Here is a 25,154-nt window from a genome sequence, read left to right as displayed (position 1 = left end):
CAAATGTAATTAAAATGCTGTAGAAATGGAAATTCCAAATTCTAATTCTAAAATTTTAAATTCAAAACATTGCCCTTTGGTTTCAATCACGGGATACGAATCGAGGAAGCTCCAAAAACAAAAAATCCAAATCCCAGTGATTAGTTGGAATTTGGATTTTCAAATTTGTATATTTTTATTCTTAGGTTATTTTCCTTTGTTGGCTTCTGCTACATATTTTTCTAAAGCCATTGTCATAGAAGGAGTTTCAGGAGTTGGAGCAAGAATGTCAATTCTTAAACCATGATCTAAAGCTTCTTTTTGCGTTGTGCTTCCAAATACGGCAATTCTGGTGTTGTTTTGTTTAAAATCTGGGAAATTTTTAAACAATGATTTAATTCCTGTTGGACTGAAAAAAGCTAAAACATCATAATAAACGTCAGCTAGATCAGATAAATCGCTCATTACAGTTCTGTAGAAAATAGCTTGTGCCCAATCTACTTTTAAACTGTTTAAGGTAACAGGAGCATCTGCATTTAATTGGTCAGATGCAGGAAGTAAAAACTTCTCGTCTTTGTACTTCTTAATTAGCGGAGATAAATCTGCAAAATCTTTTGCTCCAACGTAAATTTTACGTTTTCTGTACACAACATACTTTTGAAGGTAAAACGCAACAGCCTCAGATTGACAAAAATACTTCAATCCTTCAGGAACTTTGTAACGCATTTCATCAGCCACTCTAAAAAAATGATCTACAGCATTTCGACTTGTTAAAATGATCGCAGTGTAATGATTAAGATCGATTTTTTGTAATCGAATCTCTTTTGCGCTAACCCCTTCTACATGAATAAATGGTCTGAAATCAATTTTTATTTTGTGTTTTTGTTGGAGCTCAAAGTAAGGAGAATTCTCCACTTTAGGTTCAGGCTGTGACACCAAAATTGTTTTCACTTTCATATTATAAATATTTACTAAGCACTCCCTTTTGCTATCCAATAATAGAGAAAATAATAAGGGGCTATTTCAAGAGCGCAAAGATACAAAATAAAATAAAATAACTTACCGATTATTACGTTTTGATACGTTTTAATTGAAATAAAGTAAGAGTATACACTAATACACAGCGAAATACCTATGATTGCTAGCGGAATAATCTGCGGAATATTGTTGTAATAGAACAAAATAGCATTGATTGGAAGGATTAAAACGCCAATATAAGTCCTGTAAGTTACTTTTTGTAGGTTAAATAGCTCTACAAAATCGTCAATATTGAATGAAGCAGCTACAATTTTTTCGATTAAATACTTTCCTAAAATGAAATAAAGCAAAAAAGTGGCAATCTGAATAAATAGAACCCAGTCGGTTTTTGAAGCGTAACCAAAAGCATTCATGGTAAGCAGAATAAAAAAGGCAAACGATACAATTTGTACAAAAAATAAACCAACCGTAAAGCTGTTTTTCATGTGGCTGTTGTCGCGATAAATTTTAGCGTATTTATCAGAAAAAATAAGTTTACTAAACTCACTAAATCTTGTTTCGTAAGCAGATTTTGTCATGGCAACAACGGCAAAGGTCACCACAAATAAAAGTGTTGCCCAGTCCTTGTTTTCGATTATTCGAGGATGAAGTTGTTCAATCATAGCGATACAAAATTAGTAATTTTTTGATGCAATACTTTTATTATATATTTATTATGAATCAAATGCTATAAAAAGTTTACTTTTGCGATGAAATTACCGAGAAAAAAATGAATGATAGTATTGTCATAATTCCCACTTATAACGAAATTGAAAACATAGAAAGTATAGTAAGAGCTGTACTTTCGCAGCATAAATCTTTTCATCTGCTGATTATTGATGATAATTCTCCAGATCATACTGCTAAAAAAGTGATCGCTTTACAGGAAGAATTTCCAGGAAAACTTTTTTTAGAACAAAGAACAAAAAAGTCTGGATTAGGAACTGCGTATGTTCATGGCTTTAAATGGGCTTTGGAGCGCGATTATCAATTTATTTTTGAGATGGATGCCGATTTTTCGCATAACCCAAATGATTTAGAAAAATTATATGATGCTTGTCATTTTGGCGGAGCAGATCTTGCAATTGGATCTCGTTATGTAACGGGTGTAAATGTGGTAAACTGGCCTCTTAGCCGAGTTTTGATGTCTTACTTTGCATCTGTTTATGTGAAATTTATCACCGGAATGAAAATTCATGATGCTACTGCAGGTTTTGTTTGTTATAAAAGAGAAGTTTTGGAAAAAATTAATCTTAACAAAATAAAATTTGTCGGATATGCGTTTCAAATCGAGATGAAGTACAGAACTTATTGTGCTAAATTTCAAATTACCGAAGTCCCAATTATTTTTACAGACCGAACAAAAGGAGTTTCTAAAATGAGCAATGCCATTATTAAAGAAGCGATACTTGGAGTAATTTCACTTAGAATAAGAAAATTAGTCAATTCATTATAAACCAACCAAAATGAACAGGATTTTAATAAAGAATGCCAAAATTGTAAACGAAGGGACAATTGTTGAAGGTGATGTTTTAATTGAAAATGATCTGATTGTTGAAATTGCAGACAGCATTTCATTAAAAACTTCAGATTGTATTGTAATCGATGCTGAAGGAAATTATTTAATGCCTGGCGCGATAGACGATCAAGTGCATTTTAGAGAACCAGGTTTAACACATAAAGGAGATATCGAATCGGAATCTCGTGCTGCTGTTGCGGGAGGAATTACTTCTTTTATCGAACAGCCTAATACAGTTCCGAATGCGGTTACTCAGGAAATTTTAGAAGATAAATACCAAATTGCTTCTCAAAAATCATTTGCGAATTACTCGTTTATGATGGGAGCAACAAATGATAACTTGGAAGAAGTTTTAAAAACAAATCCAAAAAATGTTGCTGGGATTAAAATTTTCTTAGGTTCATCTACAGGGAATATGTTGGTGGATAATGAAGCTGTTTTAGAAAAGATTTTTTCAAGCACTCCAATGTTAATTGCAGTTCATTGTGAGGACGAGACTACGATTAAAAATAATCTTGCTGCTTTTAAAGAGCAATATGGAGACGATGTTCCAGTTACGGCACATAATTTAATTAGAAGTGCAGAGGCCTGTTACATTTCTTCTTCAAAAGCAGTAGCTTTGGCTAAAAGAACTGGAGCAAGATTGCATATTTTCCATCTATCAACTGCGAAAGAAATGGAATTGTTTACTAATAAAATTCCATTAGAAGATAAAAAAATTACCGCTGAGGTTTGTGTGCACCATCTTTGGTTTACTGACGAAGACTATAAAACAAAAGGAAATTTCATTAAATGGAATCCTGCGGTTAAAACTGCCGAAGATCGTGCAGAACTTTGGAAAGCCTTAAACGACGGAAGAATTGATGTAATTGCGACAGATCACGCTCCTCATACAAAAAAAGAAAAACAGCAGTCTTATTTGAATGCGCCTTCTGGGGGACCGCTTGTTCAGCATGCAGTTGTAGCAATGTTTGAAGCACATCATCAAGGAAAAATTAGCGTGGAGAAAATTGTGGAGAAAATGTGCCACAATCCAGCTAAGATTTTTAAAATTGAAAAAAGAGGTTTTATTAAAGAAGGATACCACGCCGATTTGGTAATCGTAAATCCAAGTTTGCCTTGGAGCGTGAAACCAGAAAACATTTTATACAAATGCGGATGGTCTCCATTTGAAGGTTTTACTTTTAAATCTAGAATCACACATACTTTTGTAAACGGTGAATTGGTTTATAATAACTTTAAAGTAAAAGATACCAAAGCAGGTAAAAGATTATTGTTTGACAGATAAAAAGCAACTATGAAGAATTTTATAGTAATAATATTGGTTATATTTCTTTCTATAAGCTGTAAAAAGGATGTTGTAAAACAGCCTGCAAAGCTTATTGAGAAAGATAAAATGATTGATATTATGTATGATTTATCTCTTTTGGAAGCAATGAGATATCAGAAACCATTGTCTTTAGATTCTATAGAAAATGATCCGACGAAATTTATTTTGAAAAAATACAAAGTAGATAGTCTTCAATTTGCTCAAAACAACATGTATTATGCTTCAGATTATGAGAATTATAAAGACATGTTTGATCAAGTGAACAAAAGGATTTCTGTAAACCAGCGAGCGGCAGATTCTTTAGCTAAAATTGATGAGAAAAAAGCAGCTAAGGAAATTAAAAAGAAAGCTCAAGAAGTTTCAATAGATTCGGTGAAGAAAGTAAATCCTAAGGTTAATATCGATTCTATAAAAAGAGCTCACATGCAAATGCAAGACAGAAGAAAAAAACGACTATAGTTTAGAGCTGTCTTTAATATATTGATGAATATTAGTAAAAACCGTTCCTAGAGCGGTTTTTATTTTTTCATTGCTATACAGATTTTTTGAGTATGAAGCTTTTGCTGTTGCTTTTGTAATGCTTCTTTTTCTAAAGAATAAAGCAGAAAATAGCCCATCAGTAATCCACAAGAAATTCATTAGAAAAGGCTTTGCATGAATGTGTGGTCTTTTTACTTTTAAAGCATCAGAAACGGTGTCTAAAAGATCTTTAAAAACAATATTGTCTGAGATGAGCGTGAAACGTTCGTTTTTTATTTCGCTTTTCATCAATTCAAAACTTATTTTTGCAACATCGTCAACCGAGATAAAACCAGTGCTTCCAAGTGTGTAGAATGGAAGTCCTTTTGAAACTTTTCGATAAATTTCACTACTGCCTTCATCAAAAATATCCATCATTTTTGGCGGTCCTAAAATAACTCCTGGATTTACAATAATAACATTTAAGCCTTCTTGATGCCCTCGCCAAACTTCCATTTCGGCACCATATTTAGAAATGGCGTAATCGCTGTGCGGTTTTTCAGGATTCCAATCTGTTTCTTCGGTAATGTGTGTTTCGTGAGGAGCAATATCGCCTAAAGCGGCAATCGAACTGATGTAGCAAAATTTTTCTACTTCTTTGGCAATGGCAAAATTAACCATATTGGCAGTTCCTTCGATATTGGTTTTTCTAAGGATTTCTTCGTCTTTGGGTTCAAACGAAATAAATGCTGCGCAGTGATATACTTGTCTAATATCGATAAAAGCAGTTTCAAGGGAAGGTATGTCTAGAATATCAGCTTCAAGCCAATTGATTTTTTCAAACAAATCTGCTTTTTTATAAAAATCAAAAACCGATTTTGTTTTCTGAATGTTGTTTTGGGTTCTGTAAATTGCCCGAACATTTTCTCCATTTTCAATTAAATGAAGCAATAAATGTGCGCCTACTAAACCAGTTCCTCCAGTTACTAATATCATGTTGTAAAGATAGTACTTTTGTATAAATGAGGTTTGGTTACAAAGGGAGTTGTTAATAAAATTAGATAAAAAAAACAGTTTATAGAAATCATTAATTTCTGTAAACTGTTTAATTATTAAGTCGTGAAAAAAATTGGCTTAAAAAATCGTGTATGAAAAGATAAAGTCAACAGAGCCATAGTTTGCAGCAAGATCGCTATACTCGTTCATTAGATTTTTTTTGGTATTTAATCTTGCTTCCACACCAAATTTATCTTTAAAGTTATATCCAAAACCAAAGGCTAGATTAGATCCCGCTGTACTTTCGCTAACTCTATCTTTATCATAGACAACTTTGCTTTTGCCCGCATCGAAAGTAAATCCTGCGTTGATAAAGAATTTTGAACTTTTGTTCAAGAAAAGGTAGTGACGAATTCCCATCGGAATCTGTATTCCGCTGTATTCTACATCTACTTCATGTTCCTCTAAAGGAGATGTAGGGAAAAGACCGGGAATGCTATAGCTTTTTTCATTTTTGTACTTCTGGTATGTCGGATTTAAAAATACGCTCCATTTATTTTTGTTGAATGGAAGAATATATTCTGCTTCAAGACCGATTTTAAAATTGGTTTTATTGTCTAATTTTATATTGCGGTACGGAAGACTTTTGCTGTCCATGGATAAAGAAATTAAGCTTATTCCAGGAGTAATTTTAATATGGAAAATGTTTTTCTCTCCATCAGCCGATGTTTTCTTAGTTTCCGTAGCAGGAGAAATATTGTTGAATTTTATAAAATATTTCGTCAAATCAGATTTTGTGTAAGACAAGTTTTTAATATCGTTCTCAGTAATGTTTGACGATCTTACATTTAGATTTAACTGTTGCTTATAATAAGTGTTCTCCTTAATATTTTTGCTAGCGTTTTCATTTTGTGTTTCAATGTATCTAAGGTACACAAGCTGTTCAAGAGGCACTTCTTTTGTTTCATAAAAGTATCTGAAAAGATTGGCTTCTCTATAAGAATACAATGACGCTTCGCCCGTAACTAAAACGCGAAGAAAAAGTGTGCTTTCTTCCCAAACTGGTTTTCCTGTTTGTGATATTTTAGATAAGTCATCAGTTGAACGATCTATCTTTACTTTTGCTCTTTTGAAGGCAATACTGTTTCCAATTCCAAATTCAGAAACGTTTGCAATAGTTTCGGTTACATAGTCCTTGTCATTTGGATCTATTTTGTATCTAAAATCGGTTGGGTTGTCTTTCCAGTCTAAGTTTCGGATTAAACATTCTGTTCGATTTCCATTGTTGGAAATAAAGTATCCTTTTTCAAAAGTAACCTGTGCATTGATGAAAGTGCAACAAAGAAAAAGAATAAGTAAAAAAGTTTTTTTCATTATTGTAGTTTTTTTGGGAGGCGAAACTAAAGAAAAAACAAAATACTTCTTTACGGGTTTCCGTAAATTGATTTATTTAACATGTTCCGGATGTGTATTAGAAAATAGAATAAGCAAAAACCAAATCAATTGCTTTATACTCAAGAGAAATAGTATTGAAATCGCCTAATAATTGTTTTTTAGTGTTTGTTCTAATTTCAGCACTAAATTTATTTTTAAAGTTATAACCTGCTCCAAAAGCAAAATTGGATCCTGATTTGCTTTCAAGTTCTACATTTTTATCAAAAGATAAACTTGCTTTGCCATTTATATCAAAAGAATAAGCAGCATTTATAAAAACTTTTGAATTACTATTGATTAGGAAATAATAGCGTAATCCTATAGGCACTTGTATACTAGTGTATTTAACGTCTATATTTCGAGTTGTTGCAGGAGATCCTGTAAAAGGACCTGGTCGGCTATATTGTTTGCTGGTTTGATAATTTTGGTAAACTGGGTTCAAAAATAGGCTCCATTTGTTTTTATTATAAGGCAGGAGATATTCTGCTTCCAAACCTATCTTGAAACTACTCTTGCTGTCTAAATTTACATCTTTTAAAGGCGTGTCTCCATCATTCATAGACCCTGAGATAAAGCTAATTCCAGGTGTTATTTTTAAAAGAAAATGATCCTCACTTGTTTTTGATAGTACACCGTTTTTTGTTTTGTTGTCGGTATTATTGTATTTTAGGAAGTATCTTGTAAGGTCAGATTTTTTATATTTTATATTTTCAATATCGCTGTCAGTTGTATTTGCTGATCTTACATTGTTATTTAATTGTTGTTTGTAGTAATTGTTTTCTTTTAAATCTCCTGTTGATTTACCATCTTTTGTTAAGATATATCTTAAGTGTACAAGCTGTTCTAATGGAGTGCTTTTTGTTTCATAAAAATATCGGATAAGATTTCCTTCTCTAAATGAATAAAGTGTTGCTTCTCCTTGAACTAACAACCGAAGAAAGAGGTTGTTTTCTTCCCATACGGGTTGTCCAGTTTCTGATAGTTTACCTAAATCATCGCTGGAACGATCCATTTTTACTTTTGCTCTTTTGAAAGTTACAGTATTATCGATTCCAAATTCTTGAACATTTGCAATGGTCTCTGTTTTGGAATCATCACCATCAATTGGGAATTTATATTTGAAATCAGTTGGATTGTTTTTCCAGTCTAAATTTTTTATTAGACATTCCGTTTTTTTTCCGTCATTGGAAATAAAGTATCCTTTTTCAAAAGAAATCTGTGCATTGATAAAAGTGCAACAAAGAAAAAGAAGGATTAAAAAGGTTTTTCTCATTTTGGTAGTTTTTTGGGAAGCGAAACTAAAGAAAAAACAAAATACTTCTTTACGTGTTTACGTAAACGGATTTTATTTAATACACTCCGGTCTTCTTTTTAGAAAACAAAGTATCCAAATAAATGCATTTAATATACACTTTGCTTAAATGATTAAATTTTATAGAAATAAAAAACTTTGTGCCTTAGTGTCTTCGTGGCAGACTTTTTTGATATTGCCATTGACATTGATTACATTTGCGCAAATTATTTAAAAAAATGAAGAATCTAGTTGAAGAATTAAAATGGCGCGGGTTGTACCATGATAGTATGCCTGGAACGGAAGAACAATTGCTAAAAGAAGCAACCACTGCCTATATCGGTTTTGATCCAACGGCAGATTCACTGCACATCGGAAGTATGGTTCAGATTATTTTATTGGTTCACTTAAAGAATTTTGGTCACAGACCGATTGCTTTAGTGGGTGGAGCAACAGGAATGATTGGAGATCCTTCTGGTAAATCTGATGAAAGAAACTTGCTTGATGAAGTAGCTTTGGCTAAAAATGTAGCTGGAATCAAAAGTGTTTTGTCTCGTTTCTTGGATTTTAATTCAACCGAAGCAAATGCGCCAGTAATGGTGAATAACTACGATTGGATGAAAGAATTCTCTTTTATTGATTTTGCACGTGAAGTTGGAAAAAGAATAACTGTAAATTATATGATGGCTAAAGATTCTGTAAAAAAGAGATTTAGCGGAGAAGGTGAGGGAATGTCTTTTACAGAGTTTACATACCAATTAATTCAAGGTTACGATTTTTATCATTTATATAAAAACAATAATTGCATTCTGCAAATGGGTGGTTCTGACCAATGGGGTAATATTACCACAGGAACAGAATTAGTGCGTAGAATGGGAGGAGAGAATGCTAAAGCTTATGCTTTAACAACGCCTCTAATTACAAAAGCAGACGGATCTAAATTTGGAAAATCTGAAGGAGGAAATGTTTGGTTGGATGCTGATAAAACTTCTGTATACAAATTCTACCAATTTTGGGTAAACACAACAGATGTTGATGCAGAGAAATACATTAAAATCTTTACTTTCTTAGATAAAGAAACTATCGATGGATTAATCGAAGAGCACAAAGCGGCTCCTCATTTGAGAGTTTTACAAAAGAAATTGGCAGAAGAAATTACTGTTTTTGTTCATAATAGAGAAGAGTTGGAAAAAGCAATTCAGGCTTCGAATATTTTGTTTGGAAATTCAACTGCAGAAGATTTGAAGAAATTGGATGAAGCGACTTTTTTAGAAGTTTTTGACGGAGTTCCGCAAGCTGAAATCACGAAAACGGATTTAGAAAACGGATTGGATATCATCACGGTTTTAAACGAAAAAACGGGTTTCTTTAAATCAAATGGAGAAGCGAGACGTGCTTTGACAGCAAACTCAATTTCTGTAAATAGAGAAAAAATAAAAGAAGATTTTGTCTTAACGGCAAATGATTTAATTAACGATCAATTTGTGTTGTTGCAAAGCGGAAAGAAAAATTATTTTGTAATTCGCGTTGTTTAAAAACGTTTAACTCTTTAATTGGTTAATTGTTTTAATCAATCTGTAAGAATCTTGTGAATTAAATATATAAATCCCAATGTTCAGAAAGAATGTTGGGATTTTTTATTTTAATTCGTTGACAATGAAAATGTAAAGCTTTTTTTATTAAGTTTATTCCCTAAAAACTAACAAAACGATTATGATTGGAATTTTACTTATTTATTGGATTTGGAAAGGATATACCAATTTGGCTCTTGAATATGATAAGAACAAATGGGGGTATTTTGGAATTGGAATAGCGTCTTATTACGGAGGCACTCTCGTTTCTGGGTTTGTTGTTGGACTTTTATCCGTTCTTATCAGCGGCGTTGAAAATGTAAACGATGACAGCTTTAGTAATCCAGGATGGAATATACTTTTTGTGCTTTTTGGCGCTTTGGCTTGCTATGGAGTTTATAAGCTTTTAGAAAGTAAAGGTGAAAAAGAAAAAGCGCTTCAAAAAAGAGAAGGGATTGAAAGTATCGGTGTAATAGAGGAGAATTAATTTTTTTTGTTTAACTGTTTAATCGATTTTTTTTGCGATTAAATAAGTCAACGATTAGACTTTTTTTACAAAACCATCAAATTACAGCCGCGAATATCAGAATTATCAAAACGTCCCAATACTTCAAAAGAGTTGTTGGGATTTTTTTTGCCTAAATCCTGCGTGGCAATAAAAGAACAGGAATTGATGTTGGCTAAATCAATTACATTGATTCCACCAGTTTTTCCGTCTTTCACGTAAGTGAGGGCATCTTCGGGATCTCGAACCAAAATATGCATCCAAGGAGGGCATTCAAAGACACCTTCGCCTAAAGAATAGGCTTGCGCTAAAAGCTCGGTCATTCCGTATTCTGAATGAATAGAAGAAACTCCGAAGCCTTTACAAAGTATTTCATGTAATTCTTCACGAATCATTTCTTTACGTTTTCCTTTCATTCCTCCAGTTTCCATAATAATGGTATTTTGAAGGTTGAATTGGTGTTTTTCGATCAAATCTAATAAAGCGTAAGTTACCCCAATTAGAATTACATTTTGACCCGCTTCGTCCAATTCAAGAAGTTTTTTGATTAAGTCGTTGTGGTTGTGTAAATAAAACCCACTTTCAGGCTGATTAGAGAGTTTTATTAAATCTTCTACCATGTAAATTAAAGAAGAGCCTTCACGTTCTAAATAAGATGGCAAAAGAGCTAAAACAACGTAATCTTCGATATTGCCGTAAAATTGCGAAAATCCTTTGCGGTAACTTTCCTCATATAGGGAAATATCGGTCACTAAATGTCTGCTTGTAATCATTCCAGTTGTTCCACTGCTGGTAAAAGTTACTTGTGTCGGATCTGTATTAGAAACTACATCATGACTTTTGAAAAACTGAATGGGTAAAAAAGGAATTTGCTGCAGTGATTTTACTTGTTGCGGATTAACATTTAAAAAATCACAAAAATCACCATAAACTTTGTTGTTCTCGTGCTGAAAACGAAACACTTTTAATGCTATTTTTTCAAATTGTTTCTGACTTGAAATGGTAAAGATATCGTTGGCTGTGATCAAAACTTTTTTTTGCAAAGATATTGTTTTTTAGTGTTCAGTTGCAGTATTCAGTCACAGTTTTCAGCAAAGTATGTAAACTGAAAACTGCTACTGAAAACTAAAAAAAGCTCCAAAGGAGCTTTTATCTTATAATTAGTTTTCGGGTTGCCGATGCGTTTTGTTCGCTTATTTTGATGATATAAACACCTGGCGGTAATTCTGCAACACTTAGCTCTCTTGATACTAAATGAGCTTGCAATACTTTTTTGCCTAAGATGTCAAACACAATAATTTCTTTCTCTAAATCGTTTTTAGATGAGATATAGACTTTTCCGTTTGTAACGGGATTAGGATACAAGCTAAGACCCTCGATAGAAGTAGATTCTTGAGTTTTTGGTAATTGCTTGCTGTCCTGAGCCGAAACGCTTACAGTGAAGAAAAATGCCAATAAGAAAGTAATATAAAAGTAGTTTTTTGCCATCGCGTGTATTTGATTAATGTAAATATACAAAAAAAAAATACAAAAAGTACGCCAAAAAAAAACATCCTAAAGAATTAGGATGTTTTTAACATTATGTTTTCGAAGCGATTAAGAGATTACATTACTTTAGAGGCGATCTACATTACTAAAAAGCAAAAAAAAACACCCTAATAAAATTAGAGTGTTTTTACTATTTTTTGTTTTCTTATTATAGACCTTTTGTCCATCCAGCAGCCCAAGTTGGAACTCCTGATCCGTTTCCTGCTCCAGTTGCAGTTGTAGATTCTGTGTAAACTTTAGATACATCAGCAGTAAGTTTTCCTGTAGTTGTACCTTTTGATTTAGTAGGAACGTCTTCAAATTTAACGTTAGTAGCTAATAAGTCAGCTCCAACATATGAGATAGTTTCGTCATGTTCTACGTCAAATCCAGTTTTCCAACCTTTTAATACAACGTTATCAAATTTACCTTTTGTACCAACTCTTAATTTGAAAGCTTGAGACTCTGCACTTGTGTCAGTAGATCCGAAACCAATTAAAGTAAGGTTTTTGATAGTTGGGAAAGAAATTGGTGTAGCTAAGTGGTTGTTAGAGTTGTTATCAGCTTCGATACCTCTGTTACCAGCGTTAGTTCTGATTCCGTAGAAGTTTTCTCCTGTTCCACTCCATCCTTCAGTCCAGTCAAATAAATCATCACCTACAGCTGTATTGTCTTTATTAGAAACTACTAAGTGAGATGCATTTACAGTTCCACCAAACCACTCGAATCCGTCGTCAGAGCTTTCGTAAATTTGTACATAATCAATAACAGTTCCGTTTCCAACTCCAAATAAAGAAAGTCCGTTGAATTCTTTGTCACTGCTGTAAGAGAAACCTGGGTACTCAATTCTTAAATATTTAATTGATCCAGAGTTGTCGTTAGCTACAGTTCCACCGTAAGTTAACTCAGAAACTTCAGCACTAGCAGTAGTTCCTTTGTTGATAGGTGCTTTTCCACAGATTACTAAACCACCCCAAGCAGCTGGTTTTTTAGTTTCTGAAGTCATAATAACTGGACTAGCAGCAGTTCCTTGAACGTCGATTTGTCCTCCTTGTGCTACAGCAATATATCTTACTGCTTGTAATTGGTCAGCTGCTACTGCAGTTGCTTCAATGATAACTCCAGGTTTGATTGTAAGTTTAGCAGTGTTTTTAACTACTAATTTCCCTGTTAGTTTATAAGTTCCAGATTCTAATACTACCTCTCCGCTGTTGATTTCTCCTTGTAAGTTATCTCTAACTACTACGAAATCAGATTTTGGTCCCTCGTTTTTGTTGTCATCACTTGAGCAAGAAGTTGTAAGTGTTGCAAGCGATAATGCAGCTAAACCGAAAATTGTTGAAATTGTTTTTTTCATTACTTTTTTAATTAGTTTGTGTTTATGCAAAGATTAGAACTTAAGCTTTAATCAACGTTAAGCCGTTGTCATCTATTTGTTATGTGTTTTTTATTCTAACGTTAAGGAATTGATAACTCAATATTTCCAGTATGTTTCTTAGAATTGGTAGTTCATTCCCAATCCGAATGTCAGACCTTTTTTGTAGTTGAAAACCAATACGTCTCCACCTGCATTTTCTTGAACTCTTTTGAATTCTGGATTCAATAAGTTTCTTGCTCCAAAATCAATTCCAAAGCTTTTAGTCAATTTTGTTTTTAAAATAAGGTCTAAAGATCCCATTGCTTTGTCAACTAAATTTCCTTTTCCTTCGTTTCCAATTGCGTAAAGCTTATCAGAATAATGGTTGTAAGCAAGAGTTGCCATAATTCCAGAGTCGTTTTTGAAGTTTTTAGTATACGATAAATCAGCATTTAAAATCAAATCTGAAGCTCCTGTAAATCCTGAACTACTATCTGTAGTGTTGATGTTTAATCTTCCGTCTGTTTCATTTCTAACTTTTTCCGCATCAATGTCTTGATGTGTTTTCATTAAAGAAGCATTAAATCCAACAGAAAGTTTGTTAGTGTATTCTCCTTCAATTTCAAAAATATTCTTTCTTGCTTCTAACTCAACTCCATATGCGTAACCTGTATCTCCAATATTAACAAAAGAAATATCATTTGTAGAAGAAGCAATAATGATTTGGTTGATTGGGTCCATGATATATTTTCCAAAAGCAGTAACAGATAATAACTCATCGCTTTTTGGGAACATCTCCCATTTTAAATCAAGATTGTAGTTTTGTGAAGGATATAAGCTTGGATTACCAATTACAGATTCCATTACATCTTCATAGATAAACAAAGCACGTTCTTTAAACTGTGGCAATGTGTATGTTTTACTAGCCGCTAAACGAAGATTTTGTTTTTCGTTTAATTCATATTTTAAAACAGCACTTGGTAAAAATTCATTTCTTTCAAAAGTATTTGTTCCTCCACCTGCATCAAGCTGTGTTCTCCAGTTAACTGTTTGAGAGATTCTTTCGTATCTTACGCCAATAACAGAGCTTAATTTGTCAGTGAATTTATATTCGAAATTACCAAAACCTGCGTGTATATCTTGTTTTCCATCATAAGTTTGAGGAGCCATTCCTGCAAAAGATGCAGTTGAGAATAAACCACTTTCGTAATTTGCTTGGTTAAAAAAAGCATCTAAATTGTTTGGATCTACACTTGTGTTTTGACCAGTTTGGCTAATGTTGAAGTTGAATTGAATAGCTTCAAAATCACGTTTTTTAAATCTTCCGTTATAACCTGCAGTGATTTTTCCTTTAGAAGCCCCATCTTGATCTTGTAACTTGTATGAGAAGGCAAGATTGGCGGCTGCTTCATTTTCTGTAAGATCTTGGAAATATCTTTGGTTATCGGTAGTGGTTCTTTGAGCAAGTGTATAAATGTCAGTTGTTGGATTGTAGAACATTTTGTTTTGGGTTCTATCTGGCATATTACCTTTCACGGTATTGTATGAAACACCCCAATCCAAATCAATTTTATCAGTTATTTTGTCATTTCCTAAAAGCTGATTGATCATTACAGTGTTTTGTGTAAACGTACCTCTTTGAACTAAAAGACTTGCATCAGCATTGTCAAAATCACGATCACTTCCAAAATAAGTATCTCTAGTTTGCTCAGATGAGTTAACATACAAGAAGTTGTATCCAATTTTATGGTTTTTGTTCAAACGGTAGTTAGCATTGAACATTCCAGTAGTATTGGTGTTGTACGTAAATTTTTCTTGTTGGAAAGATTTTAATGAAGCACCCTGAGCATTTACACTTTGGCTAAGCCCTTCTCTATACTCGTAACCATTTCCAAAACCTGCAGTAGCAAAAAGGCTTAATTTTCCTTCTTCACCAATGTTGAAAGTTTTACCTGCTTTTAGATTGAAGTTTCCGCCAAAAGGAGATTCTTTTTTAGGATTTAAACTGTTTTCAAAACTAAAACTGGTTAAAGGATTGTTTGGAACTCCGTAAGAAACAAAACCAGATTTGTTTGGGCCTTGTTGTAATAAGAAATTGCTAGAATTTGATACTGCATTAGTGTTAACTTTTGATCCTAATGAGATTTCGAACATTCCTTTTCCGCGGTAATCTTTAGATACTATATCTACATTTCCTCCAGCAAAATCTCCATACATTTTTGCGCCGTATGATTTGTCAATTGAAATGTACTCAACAATGTCAGTTGAGAAAAGATCTAGAGCAATGTTTTTTCTTTGTGGATCATTGGATGGAATTGGTAATCCGTTCATCGAAGTCGAGTTGTAACGGTCACCCAATCCTCTTACGTAAACGCTGTTGCTTCCTTCTTGTTTAGAAACTCCAGATGTTTTTGCAACAGCTGCAGCTACATCGCCCACACCTTTTCTAGAAAGTTCCTGCGCGCCAATAGTTTGTTTAATATCTACAGCATTTTTTTGTTCCAAAAGTAATGCAGTTTCTTTTTGTTTGCTTACTGCACTTGCTTGAACGACTACATCTTTAAGAGTATAACTTCCTGCTGAAAGCCCTTGATTAACCGTTACAGTTTCGTTTGCTTTTACAGCTACAGGAGCTTCTACAGATTCATATCCTAAAAAACTAAAAATTAAAGTATAATTTCCAGGATTTACGCTTAAGGAATATTTTCCATCTACGTCCGTATTTACGCTAATATTTGTACCTTTAACTAAAACATTAGCAAATGGTAACGATGCGTTGTTCATATCTTTGTCAGTCAGAACTCCAGAAATCGTACCTTTGTTTTGCGCGATCGAAATCGTACAGATAAATAATGCAATAAAGAGAAATCTTAAATTGAATTTCATTTTTTTTCAGTGTTGTGTTTGTGTCTTATTATTTTTGTGCAAAGAAAGAACCGCTCTGTGAAGTCCATGTTACCGACTTGTTATGTTTTTGTGTTGTTAAGATTATCAAATTGTTACGAGATTAAATTACGGTTAACACCATTTTTTAAAGGTTCTTTTGTTAGTATATTTACCCTGTGAAATAAGAAATATCGAATGTTTAATGAAGAAGTTTCGATATAAAAATCTCAATTTTTGCTATTTATGAAAAAAACACAAACTAAGATTTTATTAGTTGACGACGAACCAGATATCTTAGAAATCGTTGGCTATAACCTTGCTCAGGAAGGCTATCAGATTGTTACAGCTTCTAATGGAAAAGATGCTATAGCAAAAGCACAGAAAGAGCTGCCAGAATTAATCATTATGGACGTGATGATGGCAGAAATGGACGGAATGGAGGCTTGCGAGCATATTAGAAAAATTCCTGAATTAAATAATGTTATCATAACATTTCTTACAGCAAGAAGCGAAGATTATTCTCAAGTAGCTGGTTTTGATGCAGGTGCCGATGACTATATTACTAAGCCAATTAAACCAAAATTATTGGTCTCAAAAGTAAAGGCGCTGTTAAGAAGGTTAAAAGAACAAGAAGTTGTTACAGATACTTTAAATGTAGGCGGAATCGAGATTAATCGTGAAGAATACAAAATCATAAAAGGCAATGTAGAAATTGCTTTGCCAAGAAAAGAATTCGAATTATTTTATCTATTAGCTTCAAAACCAGGGAAAGTTTTTAAAAGAGACGAAATTCTGGATAAAGTTTGGGGTAATGAAGTTGTGGTTGGAGGTAGAACAATCGATGTTCACATCAGAAAACTGCGCGAAAAAATAGGCGAAGACCTTTTTAAAACCATAAAAGGTGTTGGTTATAAATTTGAGGTTTAGATTTTAAGATGCTAAGGTTCTAAGATACTAAGTTGCTAAGTGATTTTAGAATTTTGGCAAAGATTTAAACCCTTTCAAATTCTTTTAAAAATATTCAATACATTTAAACCATATAAGAATTGAAGCTGTACAATCTTCATTTTCTTATATGGTTTTTGAGTTATTCCTTTTTTGTTTTTTGATTTATTCAAAAGAAAATAACTTAAAAGCAAAGCTTAATTTTCTTAATTTCTTAATGGCTCAATTTTTTCAATGAAAATTAATTTTAAAAAAACATACAAATTCGCCATAAAATCGGCATTATATATCAGTCTCTTTACAACAGCATTTGTATTGATGTTAATGTCATTATTTTATAAAAATCAATTAAAACATCAAGTTGCGTTTGGAATAATTTTCATTATCGTAATCTATATTTTCTCTTTTCTGGTTTTGCAATATCGTGTAGAACGATTTATTTACCGAAGAGTAAAGAAAATTTATGATGAGGTTTCGCTGTTAGAATCAACAACATTAATCAATCAGCCGATTAATACCGATATGGAAACGCTTTCGCGTGAAGTAAAAAAGTTTGCCACCGATAAAAAACTCGAAATCGAAATGCTCGAAATTCGTGAACAATATAGAAGAGAGTTTTTAGGAAACGTTTCGCACGAACTAAAAACCCCTTTGTTTACCGTTCAAGGCTACGTCTCAACTTTACTTGACGGAGCAATGGATGATAAAAATATCAGAAAGAAATATTTAAAACGCGCCGAAAAAGGAGTAGAGCGTCTTATCTATATCGTAGAAGATTTGGATATGATTACCAAATTAGAATCGGGTGATTTAGATTTGAATATGACTGATTTTGATATTGTCGAATTAATTCAGAATGTCTTTGAATTGCTTGAAATGAAAGCTGATAAAAAGAAAATTAAATTGGCTTTTGAAAGTAAAAATGTGCAGTCGGTAATGATTAGAGGAGATCAGGATAGAATACAGCAAGTGCTGGAAAATCTGATTGTAAATTCTATTAAGTATGGAAAAGAAGGCGGTCTGACAGAAGTTGGCGTAGTAAACCTAACCAAGAAAAAAGTCCTTATACGTATTAGTGATAACGGTGAAGGTGTTGAAAAACAAAACATTCCGAGGCTTTTTGAACGTTTTTACCGAGTGGATAAAAGCGGAACAAGATCGGAAGGTGGTTCTGGTTTAGGATTGGCAATTGTAAAGCATATTATTGAAGCGCATAAAGAGAAAGTTTATGTAGAAAGTGAGTTCGGAATTGGTTCGGAATTCTCTTTTACGCTCGAAAAAGCAAATAAAGCATCAAAAATCGACGTTAAAAAATCGTAACGGCAGTTTTGCTGAAAGCCCTAAAGCAAAGGTGTTTAACAATAAATAAACATAGTAATTTAGGTCATAACATTAAATTTTTATTATAGTAACATCTGGTTAATGATTTCTTAACATAGGTGCTCCATCTTTGCATCCTGAAATTAAGGGAATTACAGAACTAATGATAAAAAGAAAACTTTTAGCCGTTTTATTACTGTTAGCTTGTGCTGCGAATGCACAGGAAACAAATAAGCAAGAATTAAATAAACAGGATGTAAAAAACGAAGTAATGCGTATTTTAGATTCTATAAACAAAGCTAAACTTCCAGAGACAAAATCTGGAGGAGGAGTTGAAGAACATTGGTACGATAGAATCTCCTTAAGAGGTTACGCACAAATTAGATACAATGGCTTGCTTTCTACAAACGATAAAGTGTCTTGCGAACAATGTGATAGATCTTGGGGAACAACTTCTACAGCTCCAGATGCAAAAGCAAACAACGGACTTTTTATTCGCCGTGCCCGTTTAGTGTTTTCTGGTCAAGTTCATCCGAATATATTTTTTTATTTTCAGCCCGATTTCGCGAGTTCACCTTCTAGTGGAATTAATAATTTCGTACAGATTCGTGACTTGTATTTTGATCTTTCTTTTGATAAAAAAAGAGAATATCGTGTGCGTGTAGGACAAAGTAAAATTCCGTACGGATTTGAGAATATGCAGTCAAGTTCACAGCGTTTAACTTTAGACCGTGCTGATGGAATTAACTCTTCAATTTTAAATGAACGTGATTTAGGGATATTCTTTTATTGGGCTCCGGCCGAAATCAGACAGCGTTTTGAAATGCTGGTTAGAGATGGTTACAAAGGTTCTGGAGATTTTGGTGTTTTTGCTTTAGGTGTTTACAATGGTCAAATCGCAAATAAATTAGATGGGAACAGAGACTTAAATGTGGTGGCTAGAGTAACCTATCCTTTTGTTATTGGAAGCCAAATTATAGAACCTGGAATTCAGGCTTACACTGGTAAATGGGCTTTTACAGGAGAAGTTTCGCCTGGGGTTACGGTTAACGATCCTCAATATGTAAAAGATCAGCGCGTTGGAGCGACTTTCGTTTTATATCCAAGACCATTCGGAATCCAAACCGAATACAACATTGGTACTGGACCTCGTTACAATACCATTACCAATTCAATAGACCAAACCGATTTGAACGGAGGTTATGTTTTGTTAAACTATAAATGGGATATTAAAAAACAGCATATTTATCCTTTCGCCAAATTTCAATATTATGACGGAGGAAAAAAATACGAAAAAGATGCTAGAAGTTATGTAGTAAGAGATTTTGAATTTGGTGTAGAATGGCAACCAATTAAAGCCCTAGAACTAACTGCAGAATATGTAGTAGCAGACCGAACTTTTGAAGACAGTGTCTTGCCAGTAAACAGACAGCAAGGAAATGTACTTAGAATGCAGGTCCAGTTTAATTTCTAAAATCAGTACGCAGATAAAACAAACTCGCTTTCGCGAAGACGCGGATAAAAACTGATTTTTTATTTGAGAAAAAATTCAATTGCCTCCAGCTTTAGCTGGAGGTTTTTTTATTGTAGTAATAAGGCTGTAGCCAAATTAGTTTGTTGCAATTATGCTGTTTTGTCTTCAAAAACCTTAAATAAAGAATCCCAGTCAATATTATTTTCAAATTGAGACAATCCTTGAAATGACTTTACTTTTGATAAATCTTCAATGCTAAAGTCGTCCTGCATGGCATAAGGTACAAGATTTTCATCCTGAAGTTTTATGGCCAAATATTCCTGCTCATATTGACCAGGTGTTGGAATAAAGAAGGCTTTTTTACCCAACTTTGCCAAGTCCATTACAGTCGTATAACCAGATCGGCACAAGACAAACTCACTTTCGTTAAAAGTCTGCTCCAACTGTTTCGAGTTCATGAAATTATAATAGGTAACATTTCCAGCCTGCCATTTTTCTTGCGATTTTTCTACAATTCCTTGTACAAACACCACTTTGCCAGGATAGTTTGCCGCTTCTTTCTGTAGTTTTTCATCCAAAAAAGTACGCTGAGGTTCAGGTCCAGATAATATAATCATCAAATCATATATTTTCGGAGTATCCTTTTTCTTCATGCGGCTCAACGGCCCAATATATTTTAGATTGAGTTCATTCGATTTTAAATGGCCTAAATCTCCCGTTAAGTTAACTTTTCCGTTCGTGTCAGGAACCCAGCATTCATTGTATTTTTTAATGAAATACTGATGACATTTACTCGTAAACCAAGTAGTATTTCCTGTCATTACATTCAATTGATGCGTCATAAAAACCGAAGGCACTTTTTTGCTAAAAACTCCTAATCTATTGTCTGAGATTATGCCATCAATGCCATGTTTTTTGATCCAATGATTAATCATTTTTTTCTCATCCAAAACGGCAGTAATCATTTTCGGAAGATTCTTAATCAGCTTCCATTTAAAGTTTTTACCATTCTTGGCATATTCAATATGATAAGAAGGCAATTCTAAGGTTTGTATATAAGGAAATTCTTTTCGTAATAGAGCCAGCGCAACACCATCTGAGGCGATAATCGGAATGTAATTATTCTCTTGAAGCGCTTTGATAATTGGAATGCAGCGAGTGGCATGCCCAAGTCCCCAATTTAATGGAGCTACTAAAATAGTTTTATTCGCAGAATAATCTATGCTCATTTTTAACACGTTTTAAAAACGAAGATAGACAAATATGTTTTCTGTGTTATTTCGAGGGTATTACTAAATTATTAATTTAAGGTTCTAAATTTTTGAGTTGCTAAGCTACTAAGATGCTAAGTCTCTAAGCTCAAAGATTTTCTATTTAAAAAAGAAAGCCGAACTATAAGTTCGGCTTAATCTTGAATATACGTTTTATTTCCATTTTTGTTAATATAGTATTTACCGCCTCTTGGTCCAGTATATACTTTTTTACCATTGTATTCGCCAGTTACTTTGTCTGGAACAGACGGTGCTTTTTCGTTAGTTTCTTTTAAAGTTTTTGTGGCCGATTTTTTAGCAGCAGTCGCATCTTTTTTTGCAGCGTCAGCTTTTGCGGTCGATTTCTTGGCGTCGGCTTTGGCTTTGTCAGCGGTAGTTTTTGCTTTATCAGATTCTACAGTAGCTTTTTTTGCATCGGCTTTAGCTTTTGCAGCTTCCTTATCAGCGGTTTTTTTTGCAGCGTCAGCAGATTCTTTCTTGGCTTTTGTTGAAGCAGCTTTTGCATCATCAGCGGTCTTTTTCGATTTTGTGGCTTCTTTTTTTGCGTCAGCCGAAGCTTTGTCCGCACTTGCTTTGGCTTTTTTTGCCGAAGTTTCTGTTTTACTTTTTGTAGTCTTTGCAGTTGTTTCCTGAGCATAAAAATTAGAAGAGAAAGCAACCATTAAACAGAACAATACTAATTTTTTCATAAGGCTAAAAGTTTAAATTTCAATTAAAATTAAACAATTTATTATCATCTTTTTCGTGTTACATTAAAAATATGCACGAAGCTGAACGTTTCCTGTATGAATCGTATTTCCGGTTTCACTTTTTCTTCCTTGATAATTTAAATTAACATCCAAAAAAGATGTAATGTTCTTTTGCAGAAGCAGTTTCCAAACCAAATTTGATCCCGCTTGAAGTCCTTCCAGCATCTGAAAACCGACTGATGAAAATTCATTTCCGTTAAATTTATTTTCATAAAAAGAGAATTCCCCATTAACCGTAACTTTCTTTTCGCCTGCATAAGAAAAAGAAGTTCCAAGTCTGTTTTGGTCTAAAGTTTCCAGATTTCCAATTTGATTTTTTTTGTTTTGAAGTTCGTAAAAGAAATCCAATTTAGTGTTTTTAGAAAATAAATAACTGATTTTTGGCGCCAGCTGCCAGCCTTGAATATCATAATTTTTCTCTGTAAAATCTTTAGAAACCAAATCGGTTTTAATGGTTTTGGTAAAGAGATTAAACAGCCAGCTTTTTTGATACAAATGGGTGTATTGAATTTGATGCGAATAATTCTGTACGTTTTGCGAACCAATAGAAAGCAGGCTTTTGCCTTTATTGACCAAATAGGAATAGATTACCGAATGTTTTTGTTTGCCTCGATTGTAAAACAAACTGTTTCTAAAACTGGAATTCAAGCCTAAAATATTTTCTTCTGAGGAATCAAACGGATTGAGTTCTAATTTTTCGCCTTCGCTTTTAACCTTTCGATCCATTATAAAAGAGGTCTGGTTATAGAAATAAGACAGCAGTTTTTTGAAGCCTTTTTCATTCTGCCATTGCAGCGGATTCAAAGTTAAAGACTGCGAAAACTTATTTTGGTTGGTTTTTATATAAACCTGATTCGGTAAAAAGACTCTAACATATCTCGCCTGATCTTGGTAAACTGCAACTTCAAATTCTTCCAATTCCTGAATTCCGTTCCCGTTATAATCATTCCAAGTGTAAACTCCTTGGCCAGTTGGAACTTCTACATATGTAAATTCTTGTTGAGCAATAGTTCCAGAACTCGTTTCGTAAGCTGTTCCAATTTGCATGAACTGATTAAAAAAACGATCGTTATACAGAATTCTCGAATTTAAAGAAGGTTCGTTCTGTCTCGATTTGTCTGTAAAATCTAAGTTTCGATAACTTGCATAAACTGCTAAATCGGTCTTTTTGGTCTGAATTAATTTCGACTTTAAATAATACGTCTGCGAATTGTTTACATGTTGCAATAATCCGTTTTGCAAACTATCGTTGCGTCTTTGCAGAAAACCAACTTCAACGAAAACTTTGGTGCTGTCGCCACGTCCCGTAAATACGCCATATTCTGTAAATCTTTGGCTTAAAGCCGAAAACTGATTGGTCACTTTGTCTTTTTCCTGATTGTTTTCTAGTTGCATAGTGCCACCAATCCAGTTTTTACCAAAATGATATTTGGTTCTGGTCTGGTTTCTAATAAATTTTGAAGTCGAAGCTGTAGCATCAGAATTCAGGAAACTTCCGTTGTTTTCTATCGTCCAATTTTTCAATTTGAACAAAGCATTTGTGGTATGTCGAATGCCTGTGTAGCTTTCGCTAAAATCTAATTTTTCAAATTGATACGTTAGCAAACCGATATTTGAAGTCTTATTTTTAGAAAATAAATCAAAATTTAATCCCGTAACCAAAAGGCTCTGATTGCCATAAAGTGTTCCAGTTAAATTCCAATCGCGATTAAACTCAATATTGTATAAACGTTCAACCGATTTAAAATTCTGCTGCACGTATTGATAATTTGCGAAAGCGTCTAAACTCCAGTCTCTAGAAAAAAGACGTTTTTTAAGATTGGTTTTAAAAGCCACTCCTTCATTATTAGCATCATCAATTGTAGAAAATAAATTCTGGTCATTATTACTAACCGCTAATTCAAAATCAACCAACGTTTTTTCATCAGGATTGTATTTTCCTAAAAAAGTAGCCACCTGAAGTTTCATTGGCGCGACAAGCTTTACAATTGGCTCATAATTTCCTTGCAGAATTCCGTTAACAGGTTCCACATATTGATAAATTCGTTCAACAGAATTATTATTTTGAATAATATAATTTCCAGCATTTGCACCAACTTGACTAAATCTTACATTGTACAAAACATCGGCAGAATTATTCGAATATTCATAAACTTCAACAGAATTGACGAGTATTTTTCGATACAAAATTTTATTTTCGGCATAAGTATCTTCGTAAGCAGAAGGCGCTTTCATTAAATTGATGTCATCACCCGCCTGACTTAATATCTGAACTTGTTCTGAAGAAAGATTTTGCTGCAAAGGCTGATTTTTCATATCATTTTCAGAATATAAATAACCGCCAAAACTCCAGTTTTTGTTTTCGTGAGTCGCGCCTGCGTAGGTAACTAATCGGTTATAATTTCGTTCCGAATATTGATATTCCACATTAATACGCATTTCTGAAGTAATGGTAAAAAGTGAAGTAAAGACAATTTCTCCTGCATTGTAATCAATCACATAATCGTTGTTTTCGCCTCTTTTTAATAAAACCCCGTTTACATAAACGCGTTCTGAACCCGAAATAACGAGAACATACAATTCGCCATTCTGGCCTTTTAGTTTATACGGACCTTGATTTCCTTCCTGACCCGTAAAAGTGCTTTTGGCATATTGCCCTTTTACAAAAGCGACCGAAGCAAAAACATTGGTCTTGCTTTTTCCGGTATCAAAATCAAAGTTGGCAGACAGTCCCTGAACCTTTTTATTAAAACCCAAAAATTGAGTTTTTCTGTTTTCTAAAAATACATCGCCGGCGCGAATGTTCCAATCATCACTAAAAAGTTCGATGAAAATATTGTCAAACTGATCAAGTTTTTGCGAATAACCGCCATCTTGCAACGGAATATTATTGTCTTGCAACGAAGCTCTCAAACTTACCTTGTCTGAAAGTTTTCCTGTAATCTGCAAATCTAAATTGGAGTTTAAAACCGTACTTTGATTATTACCAACCGTAATGCCTCGAGTAATGCTTCCAGAAGTTTCCAGGCCGTCAAAAGGAGTTACTTTTTTGGCGTTTGAATTGTTGTCTATTCGGTAAAGTTTTTCTGTTCCAACATCGCCACTTACAATTTGTTCCGATTTGTAAAGACTGTATTCTTTGGTTAAGAGCTCGGGATAATTAAGATAATTGACAATTAAAGTATCTGAAACCGATTGGAAATTTTCATTTAAAAGCAAATATCCTTTTTGAAAATCGACTTTATAAGATGTCGAATCGATCGGTTGGTTTTTTGTGTTTAGAATTTGAAAAAATCCAGAATTTATAGAGACTTTTTCCAGACGAATAGTGTCTTTTGAAACGATTACTTTTTTGGTTTTGTACAGTGATTCAGTTTCCTGAGCCTGAAGCGCAGAAAACCAGAAGAAAACCGTCAAAAACAGTAATTTTTTCAACATAAATACTTTAACTCTAAAAAGTCAAAAGTAGTATTTATAATTGGGAATTGTGGTTTGTCCAACTTTAGTTTTAAGTTCTTAAATAA

Annotated in this window: 20 protein-coding genes; 8 read left to right on the top strand and 12 right to left on the bottom strand. The window is 33.5% G+C overall.

Annotated features, from left to right (window positions below; all coding sequences use genetic code 11):
- Window positions 1-186: 186 nt before the first annotated feature.
- Both BSF41_RS04275 and BSF41_RS04270 read right to left on the bottom strand, forming a co-directional pair.
- Window positions 187-936, bottom strand: coding sequence for a uroporphyrinogen-III synthase (locus tag BSF41_RS04275; RefSeq protein WP_008465120.1), 750 nt, complete (start codon window positions 934-936; stop codon window positions 187-189).
- Between the two features lie 14 nt (window positions 937-950).
- On the bottom strand, window positions 951-1,619 hold the full coding sequence (locus tag BSF41_RS04270) for a DUF4271 domain-containing protein (protein ID WP_095928285.1): 669 nt from the start codon (window positions 1,617-1,619) through the stop codon (window positions 951-953).
- 107 nt (window positions 1,620-1,726) lie between these two features.
- Between BSF41_RS04270 and BSF41_RS04265 the strand changes: the two genes are divergently transcribed.
- The 3 genes from BSF41_RS04265 to BSF41_RS04255 are packed head-to-tail and all read left to right on the top strand — an operon-like array spanning window position 1,727 to window position 4,304.
- Complete coding sequence (locus BSF41_RS04265; RefSeq protein WP_095928284.1) at window positions 1,727-2,452, top strand: polyprenol monophosphomannose synthase; 726 nt, start codon at window positions 1,727-1,729, stop codon at window positions 2,450-2,452.
- Between the two features lie 10 nt (window positions 2,453-2,462).
- A complete protein-coding gene (locus BSF41_RS04260) occupies window positions 2,463-3,803 on the top strand; it encodes a dihydroorotase (protein WP_095928283.1) in 1,341 nt (446 codons plus the stop codon).
- 9 nt (window positions 3,804-3,812) lie between these two features.
- Entirely contained in the window at window positions 3,813-4,304 is a 492-nt protein-coding gene (locus tag BSF41_RS04255; protein ID WP_095928282.1) for a DUF4296 domain-containing protein, read from the top strand.
- Here BSF41_RS04255 and BSF41_RS04250 read toward each other — a convergent pair.
- The 3 genes from BSF41_RS04250 to BSF41_RS04240 form a co-directional block, all read right to left on the bottom strand.
- Window positions 4,299-5,300 (bottom strand): NAD-dependent epimerase/dehydratase family protein, encoded by a 1,002-nt coding sequence (locus tag BSF41_RS04250; protein WP_095928281.1) that lies wholly within the window; start codon window positions 5,298-5,300, stop codon window positions 4,299-4,301. The genes BSF41_RS04255 and BSF41_RS04250 overlap by 6 nt on opposite strands.
- Before the next feature lie 138 nt (window positions 5,301-5,438).
- On the bottom strand, window positions 5,439-6,674 hold the full coding sequence (locus BSF41_RS04245; RefSeq protein WP_095928280.1) for an outer membrane beta-barrel protein: 1,236 nt from the start codon (window positions 6,672-6,674) through the stop codon (window positions 5,439-5,441).
- Between the two features lie 97 nt (window positions 6,675-6,771).
- Entirely contained in the window at window positions 6,772-8,007 is a 1,236-nt protein-coding gene (locus tag BSF41_RS04240) for an outer membrane beta-barrel protein (protein ID WP_095928279.1), read from the bottom strand.
- Window positions 8,008-8,264: 257 nt separating this feature from the next.
- On the opposite strand from BSF41_RS04240, the gene tyrS reads away from it, so the two are divergent.
- Both tyrS and BSF41_RS04230 read left to right on the top strand, forming a co-directional pair.
- Window positions 8,265-9,560: a tyrosine--tRNA ligase gene (gene tyrS / locus BSF41_RS04235; protein ID WP_095928278.1), complete on the top strand. Its 1,296-nt coding sequence runs from the start codon at window positions 8,265-8,267 to the stop codon at window positions 9,558-9,560.
- Between the two features lie 178 nt (window positions 9,561-9,738).
- A complete protein-coding gene (locus tag BSF41_RS04230; RefSeq protein ID WP_095928277.1) occupies window positions 9,739-10,083 on the top strand; it encodes a hypothetical protein in 345 nt (114 codons plus the stop codon).
- Window positions 10,084-10,148: 65 nt separating this feature from the next.
- Here BSF41_RS04230 and BSF41_RS04225 read toward each other — a convergent pair whose 3' ends face one another.
- The 4 genes from BSF41_RS04225 to BSF41_RS04210 all read right to left on the bottom strand — a co-directional run bounded on the left by BSF41_RS04225 (window position 10,149) and on the right by BSF41_RS04210 (window position 15,871).
- Window positions 10,149-11,129 (bottom strand): acyl transferase, encoded by a 981-nt coding sequence (locus BSF41_RS04225; RefSeq protein ID WP_172426850.1) that lies wholly within the window; start codon window positions 11,127-11,129, stop codon window positions 10,149-10,151.
- A gap of 121 nt (window positions 11,130-11,250) precedes the next feature.
- The gene (locus BSF41_RS04220) at window positions 11,251-11,589 is read right to left on the bottom strand and encodes a T9SS type A sorting domain-containing protein (RefSeq protein WP_095928275.1); all 339 of its coding nucleotides are present in this window, start codon (window positions 11,587-11,589) and stop codon (window positions 11,251-11,253) included.
- A gap of 208 nt (window positions 11,590-11,797) precedes the next feature.
- Window positions 11,798-12,985, bottom strand: coding sequence for a hypothetical protein (locus BSF41_RS04215; protein ID WP_095928274.1), 1,188 nt, complete (start codon window positions 12,983-12,985; stop codon window positions 11,798-11,800).
- A gap of 138 nt (window positions 12,986-13,123) precedes the next feature.
- A complete protein-coding gene (locus BSF41_RS04210) occupies window positions 13,124-15,871 on the bottom strand; it encodes a TonB-dependent receptor (RefSeq protein WP_095928273.1) in 2,748 nt (915 codons plus the stop codon).
- Window positions 15,872-16,114: 243 nt separating this feature from the next.
- On the opposite strand from BSF41_RS04210, the gene BSF41_RS04205 reads away from it, so the two are divergent.
- The 3 genes from BSF41_RS04205 to BSF41_RS04195 all read left to right on the top strand — a co-directional run bounded on the left by BSF41_RS04205 (window position 16,115) and on the right by BSF41_RS04195 (window position 19,610).
- Window positions 16,115-16,798 carry a response regulator transcription factor gene (locus BSF41_RS04205; RefSeq protein WP_008465097.1) on the top strand — a complete coding sequence of 228 codons (684 nt, stop codon included), beginning with the start codon at window positions 16,115-16,117 and terminating at the stop codon, window positions 16,796-16,798.
- Window positions 16,799-17,050: 252 nt separating this feature from the next.
- Window positions 17,051-18,136 carry a cell wall metabolism sensor histidine kinase WalK gene (locus BSF41_RS04200; protein ID WP_095928272.1) on the top strand — a complete coding sequence of 362 codons (1,086 nt, stop codon included), beginning with the start codon at window positions 17,051-17,053 and terminating at the stop codon, window positions 18,134-18,136.
- 163 nt (window positions 18,137-18,299) lie between these two features.
- Complete coding sequence (locus tag BSF41_RS04195; protein ID WP_095928271.1) at window positions 18,300-19,610, top strand: porin; 1,311 nt, start codon at window positions 18,300-18,302, stop codon at window positions 19,608-19,610.
- A gap of 149 nt (window positions 19,611-19,759) precedes the next feature.
- On the opposite strand, the gene BSF41_RS04190 is transcribed toward BSF41_RS04195, so the two are convergent.
- The 3 genes from BSF41_RS04190 to BSF41_RS04180 all read right to left on the bottom strand — a co-directional run bounded on the left by BSF41_RS04190 (window position 19,760) and on the right by BSF41_RS04180 (window position 25,068).
- Window positions 19,760-20,839: a glycosyltransferase gene (locus tag BSF41_RS04190; protein ID WP_095928270.1), complete on the bottom strand. Its 1,080-nt coding sequence runs from the start codon at window positions 20,837-20,839 to the stop codon at window positions 19,760-19,762.
- A gap of 176 nt (window positions 20,840-21,015) precedes the next feature.
- Complete coding sequence (locus tag BSF41_RS04185) at window positions 21,016-21,570, bottom strand: hypothetical protein (RefSeq protein ID WP_172426844.1); 555 nt, start codon at window positions 21,568-21,570, stop codon at window positions 21,016-21,018.
- A gap of 63 nt (window positions 21,571-21,633) precedes the next feature.
- The gene (locus BSF41_RS04180; protein WP_095928269.1) at window positions 21,634-25,068 is read right to left on the bottom strand and encodes a hypothetical protein; all 3,435 of its coding nucleotides are present in this window, start codon (window positions 25,066-25,068) and stop codon (window positions 21,634-21,636) included.
- Window positions 25,069-25,154 lie beyond the last annotated feature (86 nt).

The organism is Flavobacterium sp. ACN2 (assembly GCF_002303885.1).
Taxonomy (GTDB): Bacteria; Bacteroidota; Bacteroidia; order Flavobacteriales; family Flavobacteriaceae; genus Flavobacterium.
This window is presented reverse-complemented; position numbering and strand designations above follow the sequence as displayed.

Coding starts and splice junctions, on each gene's coding strand:
- BSF41_RS04275 (WP_008465120.1), bottom strand. CDS start 936: ATGAAAGTGAAAACAATTTTGGTGTCACAGCCTGAACCTAAAGTGGAG.
- BSF41_RS04270 (WP_095928285.1), bottom strand. CDS start 1,619: ATGATTGAACAACTTCATCCTCGAATAATCGAAAACAAGGACTGGGCA.
- BSF41_RS04265 (WP_095928284.1), top strand. CDS start 1,727: ATGAATGATAGTATTGTCATAATTCCCACTTATAACGAAATTGAAAAC.
- BSF41_RS04260 (WP_095928283.1), top strand. CDS start 2,463: ATGAACAGGATTTTAATAAAGAATGCCAAAATTGTAAACGAAGGGACA.
- BSF41_RS04255 (WP_095928282.1), top strand. CDS start 3,813: ATGAAGAATTTTATAGTAATAATATTGGTTATATTTCTTTCTATAAGC.
- BSF41_RS04250 (WP_095928281.1), bottom strand. CDS start 5,300: ATGATATTAGTAACTGGAGGAACTGGTTTAGTAGGCGCACATTTATTG.
- BSF41_RS04245 (WP_095928280.1), bottom strand. CDS start 6,674: ATGAAAAAAACTTTTTTACTTATTCTTTTTCTTTGTTGCACTTTCATC.
- BSF41_RS04240 (WP_095928279.1), bottom strand. CDS start 8,007: ATGAGAAAAACCTTTTTAATCCTTCTTTTTCTTTGTTGCACTTTTATC.
- tyrS (WP_095928278.1), top strand. CDS start 8,265: ATGAAGAATCTAGTTGAAGAATTAAAATGGCGCGGGTTGTACCATGAT.
- BSF41_RS04230 (WP_095928277.1), top strand. CDS start 9,739: ATGATTGGAATTTTACTTATTTATTGGATTTGGAAAGGATATACCAAT.
- BSF41_RS04220 (WP_095928275.1), bottom strand. CDS start 11,589: ATGGCAAAAAACTACTTTTATATTACTTTCTTATTGGCATTTTTCTTC.
- BSF41_RS04215 (WP_095928274.1), bottom strand. CDS start 12,985: ATGAAAAAAACAATTTCAACAATTTTCGGTTTAGCTGCATTATCGCTT.
- BSF41_RS04210 (WP_095928273.1), bottom strand. CDS start 15,871: ATGAAATTCAATTTAAGATTTCTCTTTATTGCATTATTTATCTGTACG.
- BSF41_RS04205 (WP_008465097.1), top strand. CDS start 16,115: ATGAAAAAAACACAAACTAAGATTTTATTAGTTGACGACGAACCAGAT.
- BSF41_RS04200 (WP_095928272.1), top strand. CDS start 17,051: ATGAAAATTAATTTTAAAAAAACATACAAATTCGCCATAAAATCGGCA.
- BSF41_RS04195 (WP_095928271.1), top strand. CDS start 18,300: ATGATAAAAAGAAAACTTTTAGCCGTTTTATTACTGTTAGCTTGTGCT.
- BSF41_RS04190 (WP_095928270.1), bottom strand. CDS start 20,839: ATGAGCATAGATTATTCTGCGAATAAAACTATTTTAGTAGCTCCATTA.
- BSF41_RS04185 (WP_172426844.1), bottom strand. CDS start 21,570: ATGAAAAAATTAGTATTGTTCTGTTTAATGGTTGCTTTCTCTTCTAAT.
- BSF41_RS04180 (WP_095928269.1), bottom strand. CDS start 25,068: ATGTTGAAAAAATTACTGTTTTTGACGGTTTTCTTCTGGTTTTCTGCG.